Annotated in this window: 16 protein-coding genes; 13 read left to right on the top strand and 3 right to left on the bottom strand. The window is 69.5% G+C overall.

Annotated elements, in window-relative coordinates:
- Positions 1-45 precede the first annotated feature (45 nt).
- From FK531_RS16415 to FK531_RS16405, 3 genes are read left to right on the top strand one after another with little or no spacing between them, the layout of a single operon-like run.
- Positions 46-954 carry a thiamine-phosphate kinase gene (locus tag FK531_RS16415; protein WP_246098208.1) on the top strand — a complete coding sequence of 303 codons (909 nt, stop codon included), beginning with the start codon at positions 46-48 and terminating at the stop codon, positions 952-954.
- A 13-nt stretch (positions 955-967) separates the two neighbouring features.
- A complete protein-coding gene (locus FK531_RS16410) occupies positions 968-1,489 on the top strand; it encodes a gamma carbonic anhydrase family protein (RefSeq protein WP_142101194.1) in 522 nt (173 codons plus the stop codon).
- A complete protein-coding gene (locus tag FK531_RS16405; RefSeq protein ID WP_142101192.1) occupies positions 1,489-2,184 on the top strand; it encodes a uracil-DNA glycosylase in 696 nt (231 codons plus the stop codon). Before FK531_RS16410 ends, FK531_RS16405 begins: the two co-directional genes overlap by 1 nt.
- Positions 2,185-2,338: 154 nt before the next feature.
- On the opposite strand, the gene FK531_RS16400 is transcribed toward FK531_RS16405, so the two are convergent.
- Positions 2,339-3,136 carry an enoyl-CoA hydratase-related protein gene (locus FK531_RS16400; RefSeq protein WP_142101190.1) on the bottom strand — a complete coding sequence of 266 codons (798 nt, stop codon included), beginning with the start codon at positions 3,134-3,136 and terminating at the stop codon, positions 2,339-2,341.
- Between the two features lie 127 nt (positions 3,137-3,263).
- Positions 3,264-3,455 carry a 50S ribosomal protein L28 gene (rpmB, locus tag FK531_RS16395; protein WP_072750141.1) on the bottom strand — a complete coding sequence of 64 codons (192 nt, stop codon included), beginning with the start codon at positions 3,453-3,455 and terminating at the stop codon, positions 3,264-3,266.
- A gap of 259 nt (positions 3,456-3,714) precedes the next feature.
- Here rpmB and FK531_RS16390 point away from each other — a divergent pair, with 259 nt between their 5' ends.
- The 10 genes from FK531_RS16390 (at position 3,715) to mutM (ending at position 15,872) form a co-directional block, all read left to right on the top strand.
- Positions 3,715-5,358 (top strand): DAK2 domain-containing protein, encoded by a 1,644-nt coding sequence (locus FK531_RS16390; RefSeq protein WP_142101188.1) that lies wholly within the window; start codon positions 3,715-3,717, stop codon positions 5,356-5,358.
- Positions 5,359-5,372: 14 nt separating this feature from the next.
- Positions 5,373-7,709 carry an ATP-dependent DNA helicase RecG gene (gene recG / locus FK531_RS16385; RefSeq protein ID WP_142101186.1) on the top strand — a complete coding sequence of 779 codons (2,337 nt, stop codon included), beginning with the start codon at positions 5,373-5,375 and terminating at the stop codon, positions 7,707-7,709.
- Between the two features lie 242 nt (positions 7,710-7,951).
- Positions 7,952-11,365: a pyruvate carboxylase gene (locus FK531_RS16380; RefSeq protein WP_142101184.1), complete on the top strand. Its 3,414-nt coding sequence runs from the start codon at positions 7,952-7,954 to the stop codon at positions 11,363-11,365.
- 25 nt (positions 11,366-11,390) lie between these two features.
- Positions 11,391-11,954: a 16S rRNA (guanine(966)-N(2))-methyltransferase RsmD gene (rsmD, locus tag FK531_RS16375; protein WP_142101407.1), complete on the top strand. Its 564-nt coding sequence runs from the start codon at positions 11,391-11,393 to the stop codon at positions 11,952-11,954.
- Positions 11,951-12,439, top strand: coding sequence for a pantetheine-phosphate adenylyltransferase (gene coaD, locus FK531_RS16370; protein ID WP_142101182.1), 489 nt, complete (start codon positions 11,951-11,953; stop codon positions 12,437-12,439). Before rsmD ends, coaD begins: the two co-directional genes overlap by 4 nt.
- A 91-nt stretch (positions 12,440-12,530) precedes the next feature.
- A complete protein-coding gene (locus tag FK531_RS16365; protein WP_142101181.1) occupies positions 12,531-13,295 on the top strand; it encodes a DivIVA domain-containing protein in 765 nt (254 codons plus the stop codon).
- Positions 13,296-13,446: 151 nt separating this feature from the next.
- Positions 13,447-14,028 carry a YceD family protein gene (locus tag FK531_RS16360; RefSeq protein ID WP_142101405.1) on the top strand — a complete coding sequence of 194 codons (582 nt, stop codon included), beginning with the start codon at positions 13,447-13,449 and terminating at the stop codon, positions 14,026-14,028.
- A gap of 2 nt (positions 14,029-14,030) precedes the next feature.
- On the top strand, positions 14,031-14,213 hold the full coding sequence (rpmF, locus tag FK531_RS16355) for a 50S ribosomal protein L32 (RefSeq protein ID WP_137799096.1): 183 nt from the start codon (positions 14,031-14,033) through the stop codon (positions 14,211-14,213).
- Between the two features lie 7 nt (positions 14,214-14,220).
- Positions 14,221-14,970 (top strand): ribonuclease III, encoded by a 750-nt coding sequence (rnc, locus tag FK531_RS16350; protein ID WP_142101179.1) that lies wholly within the window; start codon positions 14,221-14,223, stop codon positions 14,968-14,970.
- Between the two features lie 5 nt (positions 14,971-14,975).
- Positions 14,976-15,872: a bifunctional DNA-formamidopyrimidine glycosylase/DNA-(apurinic or apyrimidinic site) lyase gene (mutM, locus tag FK531_RS16345; protein WP_142101177.1), complete on the top strand. Its 897-nt coding sequence runs from the start codon at positions 14,976-14,978 to the stop codon at positions 15,870-15,872.
- 336 nt (positions 15,873-16,208) lie between these two features.
- On the opposite strand, the gene FK531_RS16335 is transcribed toward mutM, so the two are convergent.
- Positions 16,209-17,003 carry an alpha/beta hydrolase gene (locus FK531_RS16335; protein WP_181762987.1) on the bottom strand — a complete coding sequence of 265 codons (795 nt, stop codon included), beginning with the start codon at positions 17,001-17,003 and terminating at the stop codon, positions 16,209-16,211.
- Between the last annotated feature and the right edge of the window lie 135 nt (positions 17,004-17,138).

The following is a 17,138-nucleotide window of genomic DNA, read 5'->3' as shown; positions in this document are numbered from 1 at the left end:
GATCCCGACGCGGGACGCACGGTCGCCGACATCGGGGAGTTCGCGGTGATCGAACGCGCCGTCGCGGGTCGGCCGCAGCCGGACACCACGCTGCTCGGTCCCGGTGACGACGCTGCAGTGGTGCGGGCGCCCGACGGACGGGTGGTCGTCTCGTCCGACATGTTGGTGCAGGGCAGGCACTTTCGCTTCGACTGGTCGAAGCCCGAGCAGGTGGGACGCAAAGCGGTCGCGCAGAACGGCGCTGACATCGTCTCGATGGGCGCCTGGCCCACCGCGTTCCTGGTGTCGCTCGGGTGCCCACCGGACACCCCGGTCGCGCTCACCGACGCACTGACGGACGGCATCTGGGCCGAGGCGCAGGCGCTGGGCGCGGGGGTGGTCGGCGGCGACACGGTGCAGTCCGAGCAGGTGGTGCTGTCGATCACTGTCCTCGGCGACCTCGGCGGTGCGGACGCGGTACTGCGGTCGGGTGCGCGTCCGGGCGACCTGGTGGCGGTCGCGGGCAGGCTCGGCTGGTCGGCCGCCGGACTTGCAGTGCTCCTCGTGGGGTCGGTCGACTTTCCGGAACTTGTTGGCGCGCACCAGGTGCCGGTTCCGCCGTACGTTGCCGGACCCGCCGCGGCCCGGGCCGGTGCGACCGCGATGACGGATGTCTCCGACGGACTGGTCGCCGACCTCGGACACATGTGCACGGCCTCCGGAGTGGGCATCGACCTGGACTCCTCGCTGCTCGAACCCGCGACTGAACTGCGGGCCGCGGCTGCGGCACTGGACGTCGACGCACGGCACTGGGTCCTCACCGGCGGTGAGGATCACGCCCTGGCTGCGACATTCCCCACAGAGGCGGTGCTGCCCGAGGGTTGGCGCCGGATCGGTGAGGTCCGCGCGGGTGCCGGTGTCACCGTCGACGGGCAGTCGTGGACGGGTGCCGGCGGCTGGCAGAGTTTCTCTTAGATAGGTTGCACGCATGCCAATCTATGCACTCGGTGACCGCGAGCCCGACATCCATCCGGACGCCTACGTCCACCCCGATGCGGTGGTCATCGGCGCGGTGACCCTCGCGGCGGGTGCCTCGGTGTGGCCGCAGGCCGTCCTGCGTGGTGACTATGGAACCATCAGCATCGGCGAGAACACGAACATCCAGGACGGCACCGTCATCCACTGCACGCCGATCGACCCGACGGTGATCGGGTCGGGTTGCGTGGTCGGGCACAGCGCCCACATCGAGGGGTCGACGATCGGGGACGACTGCCTGATCGCGTCCGGATCGATCGTGCTGAACGGATCGAAGATCGGTGCGGGTGCGATCGTCGGTGCGGGCGCGGTGATTCCGTTCAAGTTCGAGGTCCCTGCGCGGCGCATGGCGCTCGGCGTTCCGGCGAAGATCCGCGAGGGCTACGAAGTGCCGATCGGGCACGTCGAGATGAACGTGAAGATGTACGCCGCGAATTCTGCGTTCTACCGCGAGTCGCTGCGCAGGCTCGACTGATGGCGCCGCGTCCACTGGCTGAACTGGTGGATCCGGGATGGGCGGCCGCGCTCGCACCTGTCGCGGACCGGATCACCGCGATGGGGGAGTTCCTGCGCGCGGAGACCGCGGCGGGTCGTGACTACCTGCCTGCGGGCGAGAACGTGTTGCGCGCGTTCGGGCAGTCGCTCGACGACGTCCGCGTCCTGATCGTCGGACAGGATCCCTACCCGACCCCCGGTCACGCAGTGGGACTGAGCTTTTCGGTTGCCCCCGATGTCCGTCCCGTGCCGCGAAGCCTGGCCAACATCTTCACCGAGTACAGCGCCGACCTCGGGTACCCGACTCCCGCCAACGGGGACCTGACGCCGTGGGCGGAGCAGGGCGTACTGCTGCTGAACAGGGTGCTGACCGTGCAGCCGGGCCAGGCCGCATCCCATCGCCGCAAGGGGTGGGAGCAGGTGACCGAGCAGGCGATTCGGGCGCTCGTCGAGCGGACCGATCCCGCCGGGGCGCCGCGACCACTCGTCGCGATCCTGTGGGGGCGCGACGCCGCCACCCTCAAACCGATGCTCGGGGACGTGCCGGTCGTCGAGTCGGTGCATCCGTCGCCGCTGTCGGCCTCGCGGGGGTTCTTCGGCTCGCGCCCGTTCAGCCGCGCCAATCGGCTGCTCGAGGAGTCGGGCGGCAAGCCGGTCGACTGGCGCCTGCCCTGACGAAGTCCCCGTAGGTTCCGGGGGCTGTCAATCGACGCTGGTCGAGCTCGCCGGGTCCGGCACAGTGTGTACGTCGCGAATTCTCAATCTGTACAGAACGTGCGATCTGTACAGATTGAGAATTCGGTAGGTCCAGTCTTCTGCGTCCGCTGGTTCAGCGGTTGGTCGCGAAGTCCGCGCGGCGCTTCTCGACGAACGCGTCGACACCCTCACGGCCCGCTGGAGTGCCCGCGGCGGCGGAGATCGACGCGGTCTCGGCGTCGAGCTGCTCCGACAGGGTGGCCGAACCGGAGCCCTCGAGCAGTCGCTTGATGCCGGCGTACGCGCTGGTCGGTCCGGCTGCGAGGGTGCGGGCGACGCGCAGGGCCTCGTCCTTGACCTCGTCGTCCCCGACAAGCCGGCTGAGGACACCGACGCGCACTGCCTCGTCTGCGCCGAGTACGGCGTCGGTGAGCAGGATCTCGCGGGCGCGGGCGACGCCGACGATCCGCGGCAGGTTCCAGGACATGCCGCCGTCGGGCGTGTAGCCGATCGACGGGTACGCCGGGCGCAGCTTGGTGGACGGGCCGCCGATCGCGATGTCCGCCGCGCACACCAGGCTCATCCCGGCACCCGCCGCCCAGCCCTGTACCGCCGCGATCACCGGGACCTCGGTGGCGTCGATCGCCCGCACGAACTCGTGCAGGGTTCGGGCGAGGTCGCCGACGAACTCGCCGCGGTTCTCGGCCCCGGCGAACGCGCGCACGTTGCCGCCCGCGCAGAAGTTGGCGCCCTCGCCGATCAGCAGCACGCTGCGGGCGGCGAGTGTGCCGGCTGACACGGCGGTCAGGGCCTGGGTGCCCTGGTCGACGCCGTCGAAGTCCAGGGAGGTGCCGTTGTCGGCGGTGGCGATCGCGATGCGGAGAACGTCGCCTTCGAGGCTGACGCGGCTGAGGCCGTCGAGTGAAGTCACCGGTGCACCATATCTATTTCGTCTGTCGGGCCGTGACCCCGATCCCGTTCGGCCCGTGCATGGTCGCGAATACGACTGTGCCCCCGACACCGGGTGGTGTCGGGGGCACAGTCGATGCTGGGGAAGATCAGCCGCGAACGACCTTGCCCGCCTTCAGGCAGGAGGTGCACACGTTGAGCTTCTGACGGGTACCGGGTCCAACCTGGGCCCGGACAGTCTGAATGTTCGGGTTCCAGCGACGGTTGGTACGCCGGTGCGAGTGCGAGACCGACTTACCGAAGCCGGGTCCCTTGGCGCATACGTCGCAGACGGCAGCCATAGTCGCGAACTCCTTGATTTGGTGAATGGATAACTTCATTGTCGTGCAGTCGAGCTGTGTTGCGGTGGTGCTTGTTGTGCTCGCCTACGAACAGGGGTAGCCGAAGCGACCCTTGCGAGGCAACCGCTCAAGACTAGCTGCAACGGGATCGAATGGCCAAACCGGCCCGCCCCGCGCATCGAGCCGCGTGCATCGCCGCACCCGCCCGCTAGTCTTGCGGGACCGACACTACCCACACGGGCGGAGGGACAGAACCGAGGTGCTCGAGGCCCTTCAGAGCGTTGACGGGGCGGCGTTACGCCGCTGGGCGCGGGTCTGTGTGGACGGCCTCGCGAGTCGCCGCGAGGAGATCAACCGGCTCAACGTCTTCCCGGTGCCCGATTCCGACACCGGAACCAATCTGCTGTTCACGATGCGTGCCGCCGCCGACGAGGCGAGGGGCGCAGTCGAGGAAGCCTCGGTGGGCGAGGTCGCCGCAGCCCTCGCGCGCGGCGCAGTCGCCGGCGCCCGCGGCAACTCCGGGGTGATCCTGTCCCAGGTACTGCGCGGCATCGCGGAGATCGCCGGAGCGGGCCCTCTCGATGCGGAGAGCGTGCGTGGCGCACTGAACGAGGCTGCTGTTCTGGCGGCCGAGGCGATCAGCATTCCGGTCGAGGGGACGATCGTGACTGTGCTGCGTCACGCCGCGGCGGCGGCCGACGCCTGCCCGCGCGGCACCGACCTCGGCGGCGTGGTGTCGGTCGCGGCTGCGGCCGCGGCCGAGGCACTCGGCAAGACCCCGTCCCAGCTGGCCGCGCTCGGCAAGGCGGGCGTGGTCGACGCGGGCGGCCTCGGGCTGGTGGTGATCCTCGACGCGCTGGTCGGAGTGGTCACCGGCGTCATCCCCGAGCGGTCCGACCTCACCGTCGTCGCGGTCGCGGCCCCCGCACCCGAGGCTGTCGAGGCACCGACCGGGCCACCGGTCGAGTGCGACCACGACGCGGGTGGGCAGGACTACGAGGTCATGTACCTGCTCGGTGACTCCGACGACCACCGGGTCGGCGCCCTGCGCTCGCGTCTCGACGAACTGGGCGGGTCGGTGATCATCGTCGGCGACGGCGGCGGGTCATGGTCGGTGCACGTGCACTGCGCGGACCCCGGCGCTGCGGTGGAGGCGGGCCTGGCCGCGGGCAGGCCGCGACAGATCCGGATCTCGTGCTTCGCGCTCGACGCCGCGCGCGAGCGGCCGCCCGTGCCGGCCCGGTCGGCAGGGCGCGCCATTCTGGCCGTGGTCGCAGGGGACGGCGCTGCCGAACTGTTCGCGGCCGAGGGCGCCGCGGTGCTGCGCTGCGACGAACCGGTGACGCCGCACCAGTTGCTCGCCGCGATCCGGCGGCTGGGCTACGGAGAGGTACTGGTGCTGCCCAACGGCGCGTTGCCGGCCCAGGAGTTGGTGACCGTCGGCGTCGCGGCGCGCGACGAGAACCATTCGGTGCTGCTGCTCCCGACCTCCTCGGTGGTGCAGGGGCTGGCGGCGTTGGCCGTGCACGATCCCGAGCGGGTCGCCGTGGACGACGCGTTCGCGATGTCCGAGGCCGCCGCGACCACGCGGTGGGGGTCTCTGCGCGTCGCCGAGGAGCGGGCGCTGACGCTGATCGGCACCTGCGAGCGCGGCGACGGCCTCGGCCTGCTCGGCCGCGAGGTGGTGGTGATCGCGCCCGACGCTGCCGAGGCAGGTCGGCGGCTGCTCGACAACGTCCTCGGGGTGGGTGGTGAACTGGTCACCCTGCTGCTCGGCGCCCAGGTTCCCGACGGGCTCGCCGACCTGCTCACCGACCACGTCGCCAAGCACCATCCCGGTGTCGAGGTCCTGATCTACCCCGGTGGACAGGACGGCGACCTCCTGCAACTCGGCGTCGAATAGGCGGACAAGCACTGATGGCGACACTGACGGACCGGCTCGACCACCTGCTCGGGCGCAAGATGGCCGACGCACTGGCCGAGGCCTTCGACATCCACACCGTCGAGGACCTGCTGCGGCACTACCCGCAGCGCTACGCGACACAGGGCGCGGAACTCGGCGAGAGCAAGCCGCCCGAGGGCGCACACATCACGATGGTCGCCACTGTCGTCAAGGCCGAAGTGGTGCCTTTCAAGAACCGCAACGGCAAGATGCTCCGCACCGCGCTCGAGTCCGACAAGCAGCGGGTCGATGCGACGTTCTTCAATCCGCAGAAGGTCGCGCACGTGATCAAACCTGGTGTGCGGGCGATGTTTTCGGGCACCGCGAAGTACTTCCGGGAACAACTCCAGCTGACGCACCCGAGCTACCTGATCCTGCCGACCGGGGACGGTGAGCCGGTAATCGGCGGTCGGGTCCGTGGTTCCGGGGAGCTCGCCGGCATGGCCCGCAGCGCGCAGGGGGCGGACGCGGGTGTCGACATGGAGATCTTCGACCGGGAACTGATCCCGATGTACCGGTCGACCCGGGACGTCGAGACCTGGGCGATCGCGAACTCCCTGCGGCAGGTTCTCGACCAACTCGACGACGTACCAGATCCGCTGCCGGACGCCGTCCGCGAGGATCTCGGGCTGATCGGCCTGGACGAGGCCCTGCGCCTGGTGCACCTGCCGGAGACGAACGACGACATCGACCGGGCCCGCGAACGATTGCGGTTCGACGAGGCGGCGGCGCTGCAATTGGTCCTGGCGCAGCGCCGGCACGCCGTCGACGAACGCGTCGCCCCTGCGTGCCCGCCGAGGGCCGACGGCCTCGCCGCGGCGTTCGACGCGCAGCTGCCGTTCACCCTCACCGACGGACAGCTTGCGGTGGCTGAGGAGATCTCGGCAGACCTGTCCCGGCCGCACCCGATGAACCGGCTGCTGCAGGGCGAGGTCGGGTCGGGCAAGACGGTCGTCGCGCTGCGCGCGATGCTGCAGGCGATCGACGCCGGCCACCAGTGCGCGCTGCTCGCTCCGACCGAGGTGCTCGCCGCGCAGCACGCCCGATCCGTGCGACAGATGCTCGGCGGCCTCGCCATGGCAGGCGAACTCGGTGCCGCGGAGCACGCGACTCGGGTCACCTTGGTGACCGGGTCGATGTCGGTTCCCGCCAAGCGGGCGGCGCTGAACGAGGCGATGGTCGGTGACGCGGGAATCGTCATCGGCACCCACGCCCTCATTCAGGAGGGCGTCACGTTCTTCAACCTCGGCATGGTCGTCGTGGACGAGCAGCACCGGTTCGGTGTGAAGCAGCGGGACGCCCTGCGCGCCCGCGCCCGCGAGGGACTGAGCCCGCACGTGCTCGTGATGACCGCGACCCCCATTCCGCGGACCATCGCGATGACCGTGCTCGGCGACCTCGAGACCTCCACCTTGCGGGAGCTGCCCCGGGGTCGTTCCCCGATCGTGAGCAGCGTCGTGCCCGCCGGGGAGAAGCCGGCGTGGGTGGACCGGGCGTGGCAGCGGATCCTCGAGGAGGTCGCCGACGGGCGTCAGGCCTACGTGGTGTGCTCCCGGATCGGCGACGGCGACGAGGACGACGAGGCAGGCGGCGAACCCGCGCTCGACCTCGACGACTTCTTCGGCGGCGACAGCGGTCCGGAACCCACGCCACGCAAACCTGCCCGGAAACCGAAGCAGCCCAAGGGGGGTGACGCGCCGCAGACCGCGGCCGCCGTCGCCGTGTTCGACGAGCTGCGTTCGGGCCCGCTCGCGACCGTCCGCACCGGACTGCTGCACGGCCGGCTGCCGTCCGACGAGAAGGACGCGGTGATGCGCGACTTCACGGCCGGCTTGATCGACGTCCTGGTGTGCACCACCGTCGTCGAGGTCGGCGTCGACGTGCCCAACGCGACGGTCATGGTCATCGTGGACGCGGACCGCTTCGGCGTCAGTCAGCTGCACCAGCTCCGCGGTCGCGTCGGTCGCGGCAAGCACCAGGGCCTGTGCATCCTGGTCACCGGCATGAAGACCGGCTCGCCGCCGTTCCAGCGACTGAGTGCGGTCGCGGGCACCAACGACGGTTTCGAGCTCGCCCAACTGGACCTCGCGCAGCGGCGGGAGGGTGACGTGCTCGGTGCGGCGCAGTCCGGCAACGTGAAGACCCTGCGACTGCTCTCGCTGCTCGACCACGAGGACGTGATCGCGTCGGCGCGTGAATTCGCCCAGCAGGTGGTTGCCGCCGATCCGGACCTGACCGAGCATCCGGGGCTCGCGTCGATGGTGACCGCCGCGCTCGACGCCGACCGCATCGAATTCCTGGAGAAGTCCTGACATGACCGACGACCTGTTCGCGTACCGCGACGAACTGCCGGCAGTGGCGCGGCGAGCCGGATCCGACCGTCGGCTCGATCGCGGAAAGTAGCTGAAACCGCAGTTCACAGGGGGTGTCGTGACTCTGTGAGGTGCCTGCCGGTAGCGTACTGCATCGTTACAGGTGGCCAATTGTGCGGGAGATTCCCGGATGGTGGAACGCCACGCCGCGATCGTGACGAACGCAGGGGTAATTTTCAGCGATGTTCTCAAAAGTCTTGGTTGCCAATCGCGGCGAAATCGCGATCCGGGCATTCCGCGCCTCCTACGAGCTGGGCGCGGGCACCGTTGCCGTCTTTCCCTACGAGGACCGCAACTCGGTCCACCGTCTGAAGGCCGACGAGAGTTACCAGATCGGCGAGCAGGGTCATCCCGTGCGCGCCTACCTCTCCATCGCCGAGATCGTGGCGGCGGCGAAGAAGGCGGGGGCGGACGCCGTCTACCCGGGCTACGGTTTCCTCTCCGAGAACCCCGACCTCGCCGCGGCCTGCGCCGCCGAGGGCATCACCTTCGTCGGACCGTCTGCCGAGGTGCTCGAGCTCACCGGTAACAAGGCGCGCGCGATCGCCGCGGCGAAGGCCGCGGGCCTGCCGGTGCTGGCGTCCTCCGAACCGTCCGCCGACGTGGACGAGCTGCTGGCGGCCGCCGAGACGATGGAGTTCCCGATCTTCGTCAAGGCCGTCGCGGGCGGTGGCGGACGCGGCATGCGCCGGGTGGCCGAGCGCGCCCAGCTGCGCGAGGCGATCGAGGCGGCCGCGCGCGAGGCCGAGTCCGCCTTCGGCGACGCCACCGTCTTCCTCGAGCAGGCGGTGATCGACCCCCGCCACATCGAGGTGCAGATCCTCGCCGACGGCCAGGGCAACGTCATCCACCTGTTCGAGCGCGACTGCAGTGTGCAGCGCCGGCACCAGAAGGTGATCGAGCTCGCGCCCGCTCCGAACCTGCCCGAGGAGCTGCGGGCCCGGATCTGTGCGGACGCCGTCGCGTTCGCCAAGCAGATCAACTACAGCTGCGCAGGCACCGTCGAGTTCCTGCTCGACAAGCGCGGCAACCACGTCTTCATCGAGATGAACCCGCGAATCCAGGTCGAGCACACCGTGACCGAGGAGGTCACCGACGTCGACCTCGTGCAGGCGCAGCTCCGCATCGCCTCCGGTGAGTCGCTGGAACAGCTCGGCCTGAGCCAGGATTCGATCAAACTCCGCGGAGCCGCCCTGCAGCTGCGCATCACCACCGAGGACCCGGCCAACGGATTCCGCCCCGACACCGGGCGGATCACCGCCTACCGCACCCCCGGTGGTGCGGGCGTGCGACTCGACGGCGGCGCGAACCTGGGCGCCGAGGTCGGCGCCTACTTCGACTCCATGCTCGTCAAGCTCACCTGTCGTGGCCGCGACCTGCCCGCCGCGGTCGCGCGCGCCCGCCGCGCGGTCACCGAGTTCCGCATCCGCGGTGTGGCGACGAACATTCCGTTCCTGCAGGCGGTGCTCGACGACCCCGACTTCCGCGAGGGCCGCGTCACCACCTCGTTCATCGAGGAGCGGCCGCAGTTGCTCACCTCGCGGGCATCGGCGGACCGTGGCACCAAGATCCTGACCTATCTGGCCGACGTGACCGTCAACAAGCCGCACGGGGAGCGGCCGTCGACGGTCTACCCGCGCGACAAGCTGCCTGCCATCGACCTCAAGGCGGCCCCGCCCGCCGGCTCCAAGCAGCGCCTGGTCGAGCTGGGGCCGGAGGGCTTCGCGCGCGCCCTGCGCGAGCAGAAGGCCCTCGCCGTCACCGACACCACCTTCCGCGACGCGCACCAGTCGTTGCTCGCGACCCGGGTGCGCACCGGTGGCCTGCTTGCGGTCGCCGGGCACGTCGCCCGGATGACGCCGGAACTGCTCTCGATCGAGGCCTGGGGCGGCGCGACTTACGATGTGGCGCTTCGCTTCCTGCACGAGAGCCCCTGGGAGCGTCTCGCTGCGCTGCGCGAGGCGGTGCCGAACATCTGCCTGCAGATGCTGCTGCGCGGACGCAACACCGTCGGCTACACCCCGTACCCGGAGGCCGTGACCCGCGCCTTCGTCCACGAGGCCGCCGCGACCGGCGTCGACATCTTCCGGATCTTCGACGCGCTCAACAACGTCGACCAGATGCGGCCCGCGATCGACGCGGTCCGCGAGACCGGCACGACCGTCGCGGAGGTCGCGCTGTCGTACACCGGAGACCTGTCGAACCCGAACGAGAACATCTACACCCTCGACTACTACCTCAAGCTGGCCGAGCAGATCGTCGAGGCGGGCGCGCACGTGCTCGCGATCAAGGACATGGCGGGACTGCTGCGCGCGCCGGCGGCCGCCACACTGGTGTCCGCGCTGCGCAGCAACTTCGACCTGCCGGTGCACGTGCACACCCACGACACCCCGGGCGGACAGCTGGCGACCTACCTGGCCGCCTGGCACGCCGGCGCCGACGCCGTCGACGGGGCTGCGGCCCCGCTCGCGGGCACCACCAGTCAGCCGGCGCTCTCGGCGATCGTCGCCGCCGCGGCGCACAGTCCGTACGACACCGGCATCGACCTCGCGGCAGTGTGCGACCTCGAGCCGTACTGGGAGGCGCTGCGAAAGGTGTACGCGCCGTTCGAGTCCGGCCTGCCCGCCCCGACCGGCCGGGTGTACACGCACGAGATCCCCGGCGGCCAGCTGTCGAACCTGCGTCAGCAGGCCATCGCGCTCGGTCTCGGCGACCAGTTCGAGGAGGTCGAGGCCAAGTACGCGGCCGCGGACCGGATGCTCGGCAGGCTCGTGAAGGTCACGCCGTCCTCGAAGGTCGTCGGCGACCTGGCGCTGCACCTGGTCGGCGCGGGTGTGTCGACGGACGAGTTCGCCGCGGACCCGTCCCGGTTCGACCTCCCGGAGTCGGTGATCGGGTTCCTGCGTGGTGAGCTCGGTACCCCGCCCGGTGGCTGGCCGGAACCCTTCCGCAGCAAGGCGCTGGAGGGTCGCGGCGAGGCGAAGCCCGAGGCGGAGCTGACGGCGGCCGACGAGGCCGGGTTGGCAGGCTCCTCGAAGGAGCGGCAGGACACCCTCAACCGGCTCCTGTTCCCCGGTCCGACAAAGGAATTCCTCGAGCATCGCGACAAGTACGGGGACACCTCGCGGCTGTCGGCCAATCAGTTCTTCTACGGCTTGCGCCGCGGCGAGGAGCACCGGGTCGAGCTCGCGCCCGGCGTCGAACTGCTCATCGGGCTCGAGGCGATCTCGGAGGCGGACGAGCGCGGCATGCGCACGGTGATGTGCATCCTCAACGGCCAGCTGCGGCCGGTGTCGGTGCGGGACCGTTCGATCTCCAGTGAGGTTCCGGTCGCGGAGAAGGCGGACCGCGGCAATCCCGGCCACGTGCCCGCCCCGTTCGCCGGCGTCGTCACCCTGGTCGTCGCCGAGGGCCAGAAGGTCGCGGCGGGCGACACCGTCGCCACCATCGAGGCGATGAAGATGGAGGCCGCGATCACCGCGAGCCGCGGCGGCATCGTCACCCGCCTCGCGATCGGGCCGGTCCAGCAGGTCGAGGGCGGGGACCTGCTCGCGGTCATCTCCGTCGTCGCGGCAGAGGAGGACGGCCCGCAGTGACATCGTGCGTGGCCGGGGCCGCGAGGTGACCCGGATCGTGGCCGGCGCCGCAGGTGGGCGCCGGCTCCGGGTGCCCGCCGCGGGCACCCGGCCGACTTCCGAGCGGGTCCGGGAGGCGTTGTTCAGCGCCCTCGACGCGCGCGTCGAACTCGACGGCGCGGCCGTGCTCGACCTCTATGCGGGGTCGGGAGCCCTTGGGCTGGAAGCCCTTTCGCGTGGGGCCGAGCACGTCGTGCTGGTCGAGTCGAACGCCAAGGCCGCGGCGGTGGTGCGGGAGAACGTCGCCACCGTCGGGCTGCCGGGCGCGTTGGTGCGGACGGCGCCGGTGGCCGCGGTGGTCGCCGGTGCGCCCGACCGCGAGTACGACATCGTGTTCCTCGACCCGCCGTACGCGCTGGGGGAGGAGGAGCTCGGTTCGGTGCTCGCCGCGCTCGCCGGAGGCGGCTGGATCGGGGAGGGCTCGATGGTGGTGGTCGAGCGTGCGTCCCGCTCCGCGGACACCGTGTGGCCGGCCGGACTGGTGGTCGAGCGGGTCCGCAAGTACGGCGACACTCGGGTCGAGATCGCCTGTTACGGTCTGCAGTCATGAGCAGTGCGGTCTGCCCCGGGTCCTTCGATCCCGTCACCAACGGTCATCTCGACGTGATCGGCCGTGTCGCGGCACAATTCGACGAAGTCATCGTCACGGTGATGGTCAACAAGAGCAAGCAGGGCATGTTCACCGTCGACGAGCGGATCGCCATGATGCGCGAGGCCACCTCGGACCTGTCGAACGTGCGCGTCGACTCCTGGCACGGACTGCTGGTCGACTACGCGCAGGCCAACGGCGCCACCGCGATCGTGAAGGGCCTGCGCGGCGCCAACGACTTCGACTACGAACTGCAGATGGCGCAGATGAACCACAAGCTGACCGGGGTCGACACGCTGTTCGTCGCGACGAACCCGCGGTACAGCTACCTGTCGAGTTCGTTGGTCAAGGAGGTCGCGACCTTCGGCGGCGACGTGGCCGACATGCTGCCCGCGAAGGTGCACGCACAGCTGCTGGCGCGCATCGAGGAGCGTCGCGCGCAGTAGGTCCCGACACACCGGGCGTGGCGAGGCGTCCACGAGCGCGTCGGCAGGCAGACTGGTGCAGGTAAGCCGTCGACGACGAATGGGGTGTGGCGTGTACCGGGTATTCGAGGCGCTCGACGAGCTCGTCGCGATCGTGGAAGAGGCTCGCGGTGTCCCGATGACCGCCGGCTGCGTGGTGCCGCGCGGCGACGTGCTGGAGCTGCTCGACGACGTCCGTGACGCGATCCCCGGTGAGCTCGACGACGCGCAGGACGTGCTCGACCACCGCGACAAGCTGGTCGGCGACGCGCGCACACAGGCAGACCAGACGGTGTCGAGCGCCAACGCGGAGGCCGACGAGACGCTCTCCAGTTCGCGCGCCGACGCCGACCGGATCCTCGCCGACGCCAAGGACAAGGCCGACCGGATGGTCTCGGAGGCACAGGCACACGCGGATCAGCTCGTCGCCGATGCGCAGGACGAGGCGGAGCGCACCATCGCGGATGCGCGCAACCAGTACGACGACGTCACCGGCAGGGCGGCGGCCGAGGCCGACCGCATGATCGAGTCCGGCCGGGCCGCGCACGAGCGGTCGATCGCCGAGGGGCAGGCGGAGCAGGACCGCCTGGTCTCGCAGACCGAGGTGGTGCAGGCCGCGCACGCGGAGTCCTCGCGGGTGATCGACGCCGCGCACGCCGAGTCGGATCGGCTGCGCGGGGACTGCGACCTCTACGTCGACAACAAGCTCGCCGAGTTCGAGGAGTTCCTCACCGGGACCGTCCGGTCGGTCGGCCGCGGCCGTCAGCAACTTCGGACCGGCTCGGGCGTGCCGACCTACGACGAGCCGGAGGATCGACGGTCCGAACGTCGCCGCTGAGACCTGGGGGCGTCGCCGCTGACGGATTTCGTGAACCCGCAGGTATCGCGTACCCTGGGGTGGTTGCCCAGTCCGCTTGGTTACCTGACGAAAGAGTATTCGCGTGTCCTCCCACAGTTCCGCCTCCCACCGTCCGAAGGTCGGTGGCTTCGTGCTGGACACCCGCAGTCTCGGCCGTCGGCCCGGATCCATGGCAACCGTCACCCGCACCGTGACGTCGCCGTCGCGCATCGGCCTGGACCTGATCTGGGTTCCCGAAGGCGCCGACGTCGACCTGGACCTGCGCTTGGAATCGGTTTCCGAGGGCGTGCTGGTCACCGGCACCGTCCACGCCGAGACCAAGGGCGAGTGCTCGCGGTGCCTCGAACCGTTCGAGGGTGAGTTCGATCTCCACCTCACCGAACTGTTCGCATACCCGGACAGCGTCACCGAAGAGACCACCGAGGAAGACGAGGTCTACCGAGTCGAGGACGACCTGATCGACCTCGAACCGGTGATCGTCGACGCCGCCGGGCTCGAACTTCCGCTGCAGCCGTTGTGCAGCGAAGACTGCCAGGGACTGTGCCCCGAATGTGGGGTTCGCCTGGCGATTGCAGAATCAGGGCATGGACATGAGATACTGGATCCTCGTTGGGCTGCCCTCGCGGGGAAATTGGACGCCGGTCTCGACGTCGATACTGCAGCATCCCAGTCCAGCAAGAGTCGTGTGAACACCGAAGCCGAGGAGAAGTAGAAGTGGCTGTCCCCAAGCGCAGAATGTCGCGATCCAACACCCGGTCGCGGCGCAGCCAGTGGAAGACCACTGCGCCCACCCTCATCACCTGCCCGAACCGTGGCTGCGGCGAGAAGACGCTGCCCCACATCGCGTGCCCGTCCTGCGGCACCTACAAGGGTCGTCAGGTCACCGCTGCGGTCTAGTCGCGCAGTGACGAGCAGTACGAGCAACACAGCTCCCGCCGGCGGCGAGGAGGGGACTCACGGTTCCCTCCTCGCCGCTCTTGGCGTTGTTCTGGACGAACCGCTCCTGACGTTGGCCTTGACCCACCGCTCGTACGCGTACGAGAACGGTGGACTGCCGACGAACGAGCGACTGGAGTTCCTCGGTGACTCCGTCCTGGGCTTGACCATCACCGAGACGCTCTACGTCGCCCACCCGGACAAGTCCGAGGGCGAGCTCGCGAAGATCAGGGCCAGCATCGTCAACATGCACGCGCTGGCCGAGGTGGCGCGCGAGCTCGGCGAGGGTGGCCTCGGTGCGCACCTGTTGCTCGGCAAGGGCGAGGAGATGACCGGCGGACGCGACAAGCCGAGCATCCTCGCGGACGGTATGGAGTCGCTGCTCGGTGCGGTGCACCTGCAGCACGGCATCGACACCGCGCGCACCGTCGTGCGGACGCTGTTCGCCGGGTTGCTCGAGCGGGCCCCGAAGCTCGGTGCCGGCCTCGACTGGAAGACCAGCTTGCAGGAACTGACCGCCGAGCGCGGCGACGGCGTGCCCTCGTACGAGATCAGCGCGACCGGACCCGATCACGACAAGGAGTTCACCGCGACCGTGGTCGTCGCGGGCAACCCGCTCGGCGTCGGCATCGGACGGTCGAAGAAGGAAGCCGAGCAGAAGGCCGCGAGCACCGCCTGGAAGTCGCTCTCGGAGGGCAACTCCGACCAGGTCGGCTGACGGAAGTGCCCGAGCTGCCCGAGGTCGAGGTGGTCCGGCGCGGACTCGACGCACACGTCGTGGGCGCACGGATCGAATCCGTCGAGGTGCTGCACCCGCGCGCGGTGCGCAGGCATCTGCTCGGCGGCGCCGACCTTGCTGCGCAGCTCGCCGGACTGTCCGTGACCGGTGCCCGCCGGCGCGGTAAGTACCTCTGGCTCGAGCTCTCGCCCGGCGACCTGGCCGTCGTCGTGCACCTCGGGATGAGCGGACAGATGCTGGTCCAACCGCCGGAAGCGGTGCGCGAGAAGCACCTTCGGATCCTCGCCGAACTCGACACCGGCACCCAGCTGCGGTTCGTCGACCAGCGGACCTTCGGCGGCTGGGCGCTCGCTCCGATCGTGGTCGTCGACGGGACCGCGCTGCCGGAGTCGGTCGCGCACATCGCCCGCGACCCCCTCGACCCCGCGTTCGACGCGGAGGCCGTGGTCGGTGCGATTCGCGGCAAGGGCAGCGAGATCAAACGGGTGCTGCTCGACCAGACGGTGCTTTCCGGGGTCGGTAACATCTACGCCGACGAGGCGTTGTGGCGCAGCCGAATTCACGGCAACCGGCCCGCGGACCGGTTGACCCGACCGCAGGTGCGTGAGCTGCTCGCCGCCGTCACCGAGGTGATGGGGGAGGCGCTCGCGCAGGGCGGCACCTCCTTCGACGCGCTGTACGTCAACGTCAACGGCGAATCCGGGTACTTCGACCGGGCGCTGTCCGCCTACGGACAGGAGGACCGGCCGTGCCCGCGCTGCGGCGCCCCGATCCGCCGCGAGAAGTTCATGAACCGGTCGTCGTACAGCTGCCCGAAGTGCCAGCCGCGGCCGCGAGGCGGCTCCGCCGCCCGTGCGCGCGTTTCACCCCCATTGGGGTGAAACGCGCGCACAGTTCCGGTCAGCGTAGGGGTTCGGGAAGCGGGGTAGGTGTCCTGATGGTCGACCAGTTGGACCACTTCGTCGCGGTGCGTGATTCGTGCCCGGACGACGACCCCTGGCCGCACCGCACCGCCACACTGATCAGCTCGGTGTGGGCCGCAACCCGCCAGAACATCACGAAATCACCGATCCCAGCAGGCCATCGCCAGGCGCGGCGCGCAGTACGAGGGCACCTTGCGTCGGCACTTTCGTCGGGCCGACGGCACTGTCCGTGACACCGTCATGTTCGCCGCCACCGCGGAGGACTGGCCGGACGTACGGGAGAGTCTCGCCGTGTCAGGTTGTCGAACGCGCGAACTTGTCGATGCGTTCGGCTACTTCATCACGCCAATGCGGTTCGAGCAGACCATGGGGCATGCCCGGAACAACATGAGCGGTGACTCCGAACCTCCTGGCGGTACTTTGTGCTCCCTTGACCGTGAAGATCGCGTCATTCTCCCCAGCAATGACCGTCATCGGGATGGCGGGGATGTCCTTGCGTCGAGGCGGCAGCGCGAAGGTCATGTCGACGACGGCGCGAAACGACTCATCTTGAAGGTGGCTGTGCATTTCAAGCACTCGCTCTTCGGTCGTTTCGGGCCCGAGAACCCATTCACGGAAGTGATCCGGCTTTTCCACGACCGGCATCAGGCTCAGCGTGAGATAGCAGCGAAGCCACACCCGCGGATGGCGGCGAATCAAACGCATTGTGAACCCGCGAATCCCCGCCGCCGGCACCGGAGCGATCAATACGGCGGCCGCAGCGGGGTGGCCCTTCGTCAAATACCGTTGAAGGACAAACCCGCCCATCGAGTGGCCGACAATCAGCGGCGGCGTGGGCAGTGAATCCGCGACCGAGCGGACGTCGTCGACGTAGTTCTTGATGCTCGCCCAGCGGAGTTTGTCTCTGCCCTCACTCTTGCCGTGGCCGCGCAGGCTCAGTGCATACACTTCCCAGCCGAGCTCGGTCAGCTTGTCGATGAACCCGTACTCCCAGCACCAAGCACCACACCACCCACCGTGCACGAGCAGAATCGGAGGACCGTTCGGAGTCCCGACTGGTTTGCAATGAATCAGCTCGAGTTTCGGCACGATCTAACCTCCGTAGCAGCAACAAACAGTCGCGGATCTGCAGAGTGAGACTTCATCGTGAGTTGCCGCGTAACTAGGCGACTCTGACCAGCCAGGATACGCCTTGCCGCAGTCCCCCAAGAAGACCCTGAACGG

Origin of the sequence: Rhodococcus spelaei (assembly GCF_006704125.1) — a bacterium.
In the GTDB taxonomy this organism is placed as follows: domain Bacteria; phylum Actinomycetota; class Actinomycetes; order Mycobacteriales; family Mycobacteriaceae; genus Rhodococcus_G; species Rhodococcus_G spelaei.
The sequence above is the reverse complement of the archived record's forward strand: the minus strand, read 5'-3'. Positions and strand labels throughout refer to the sequence as shown.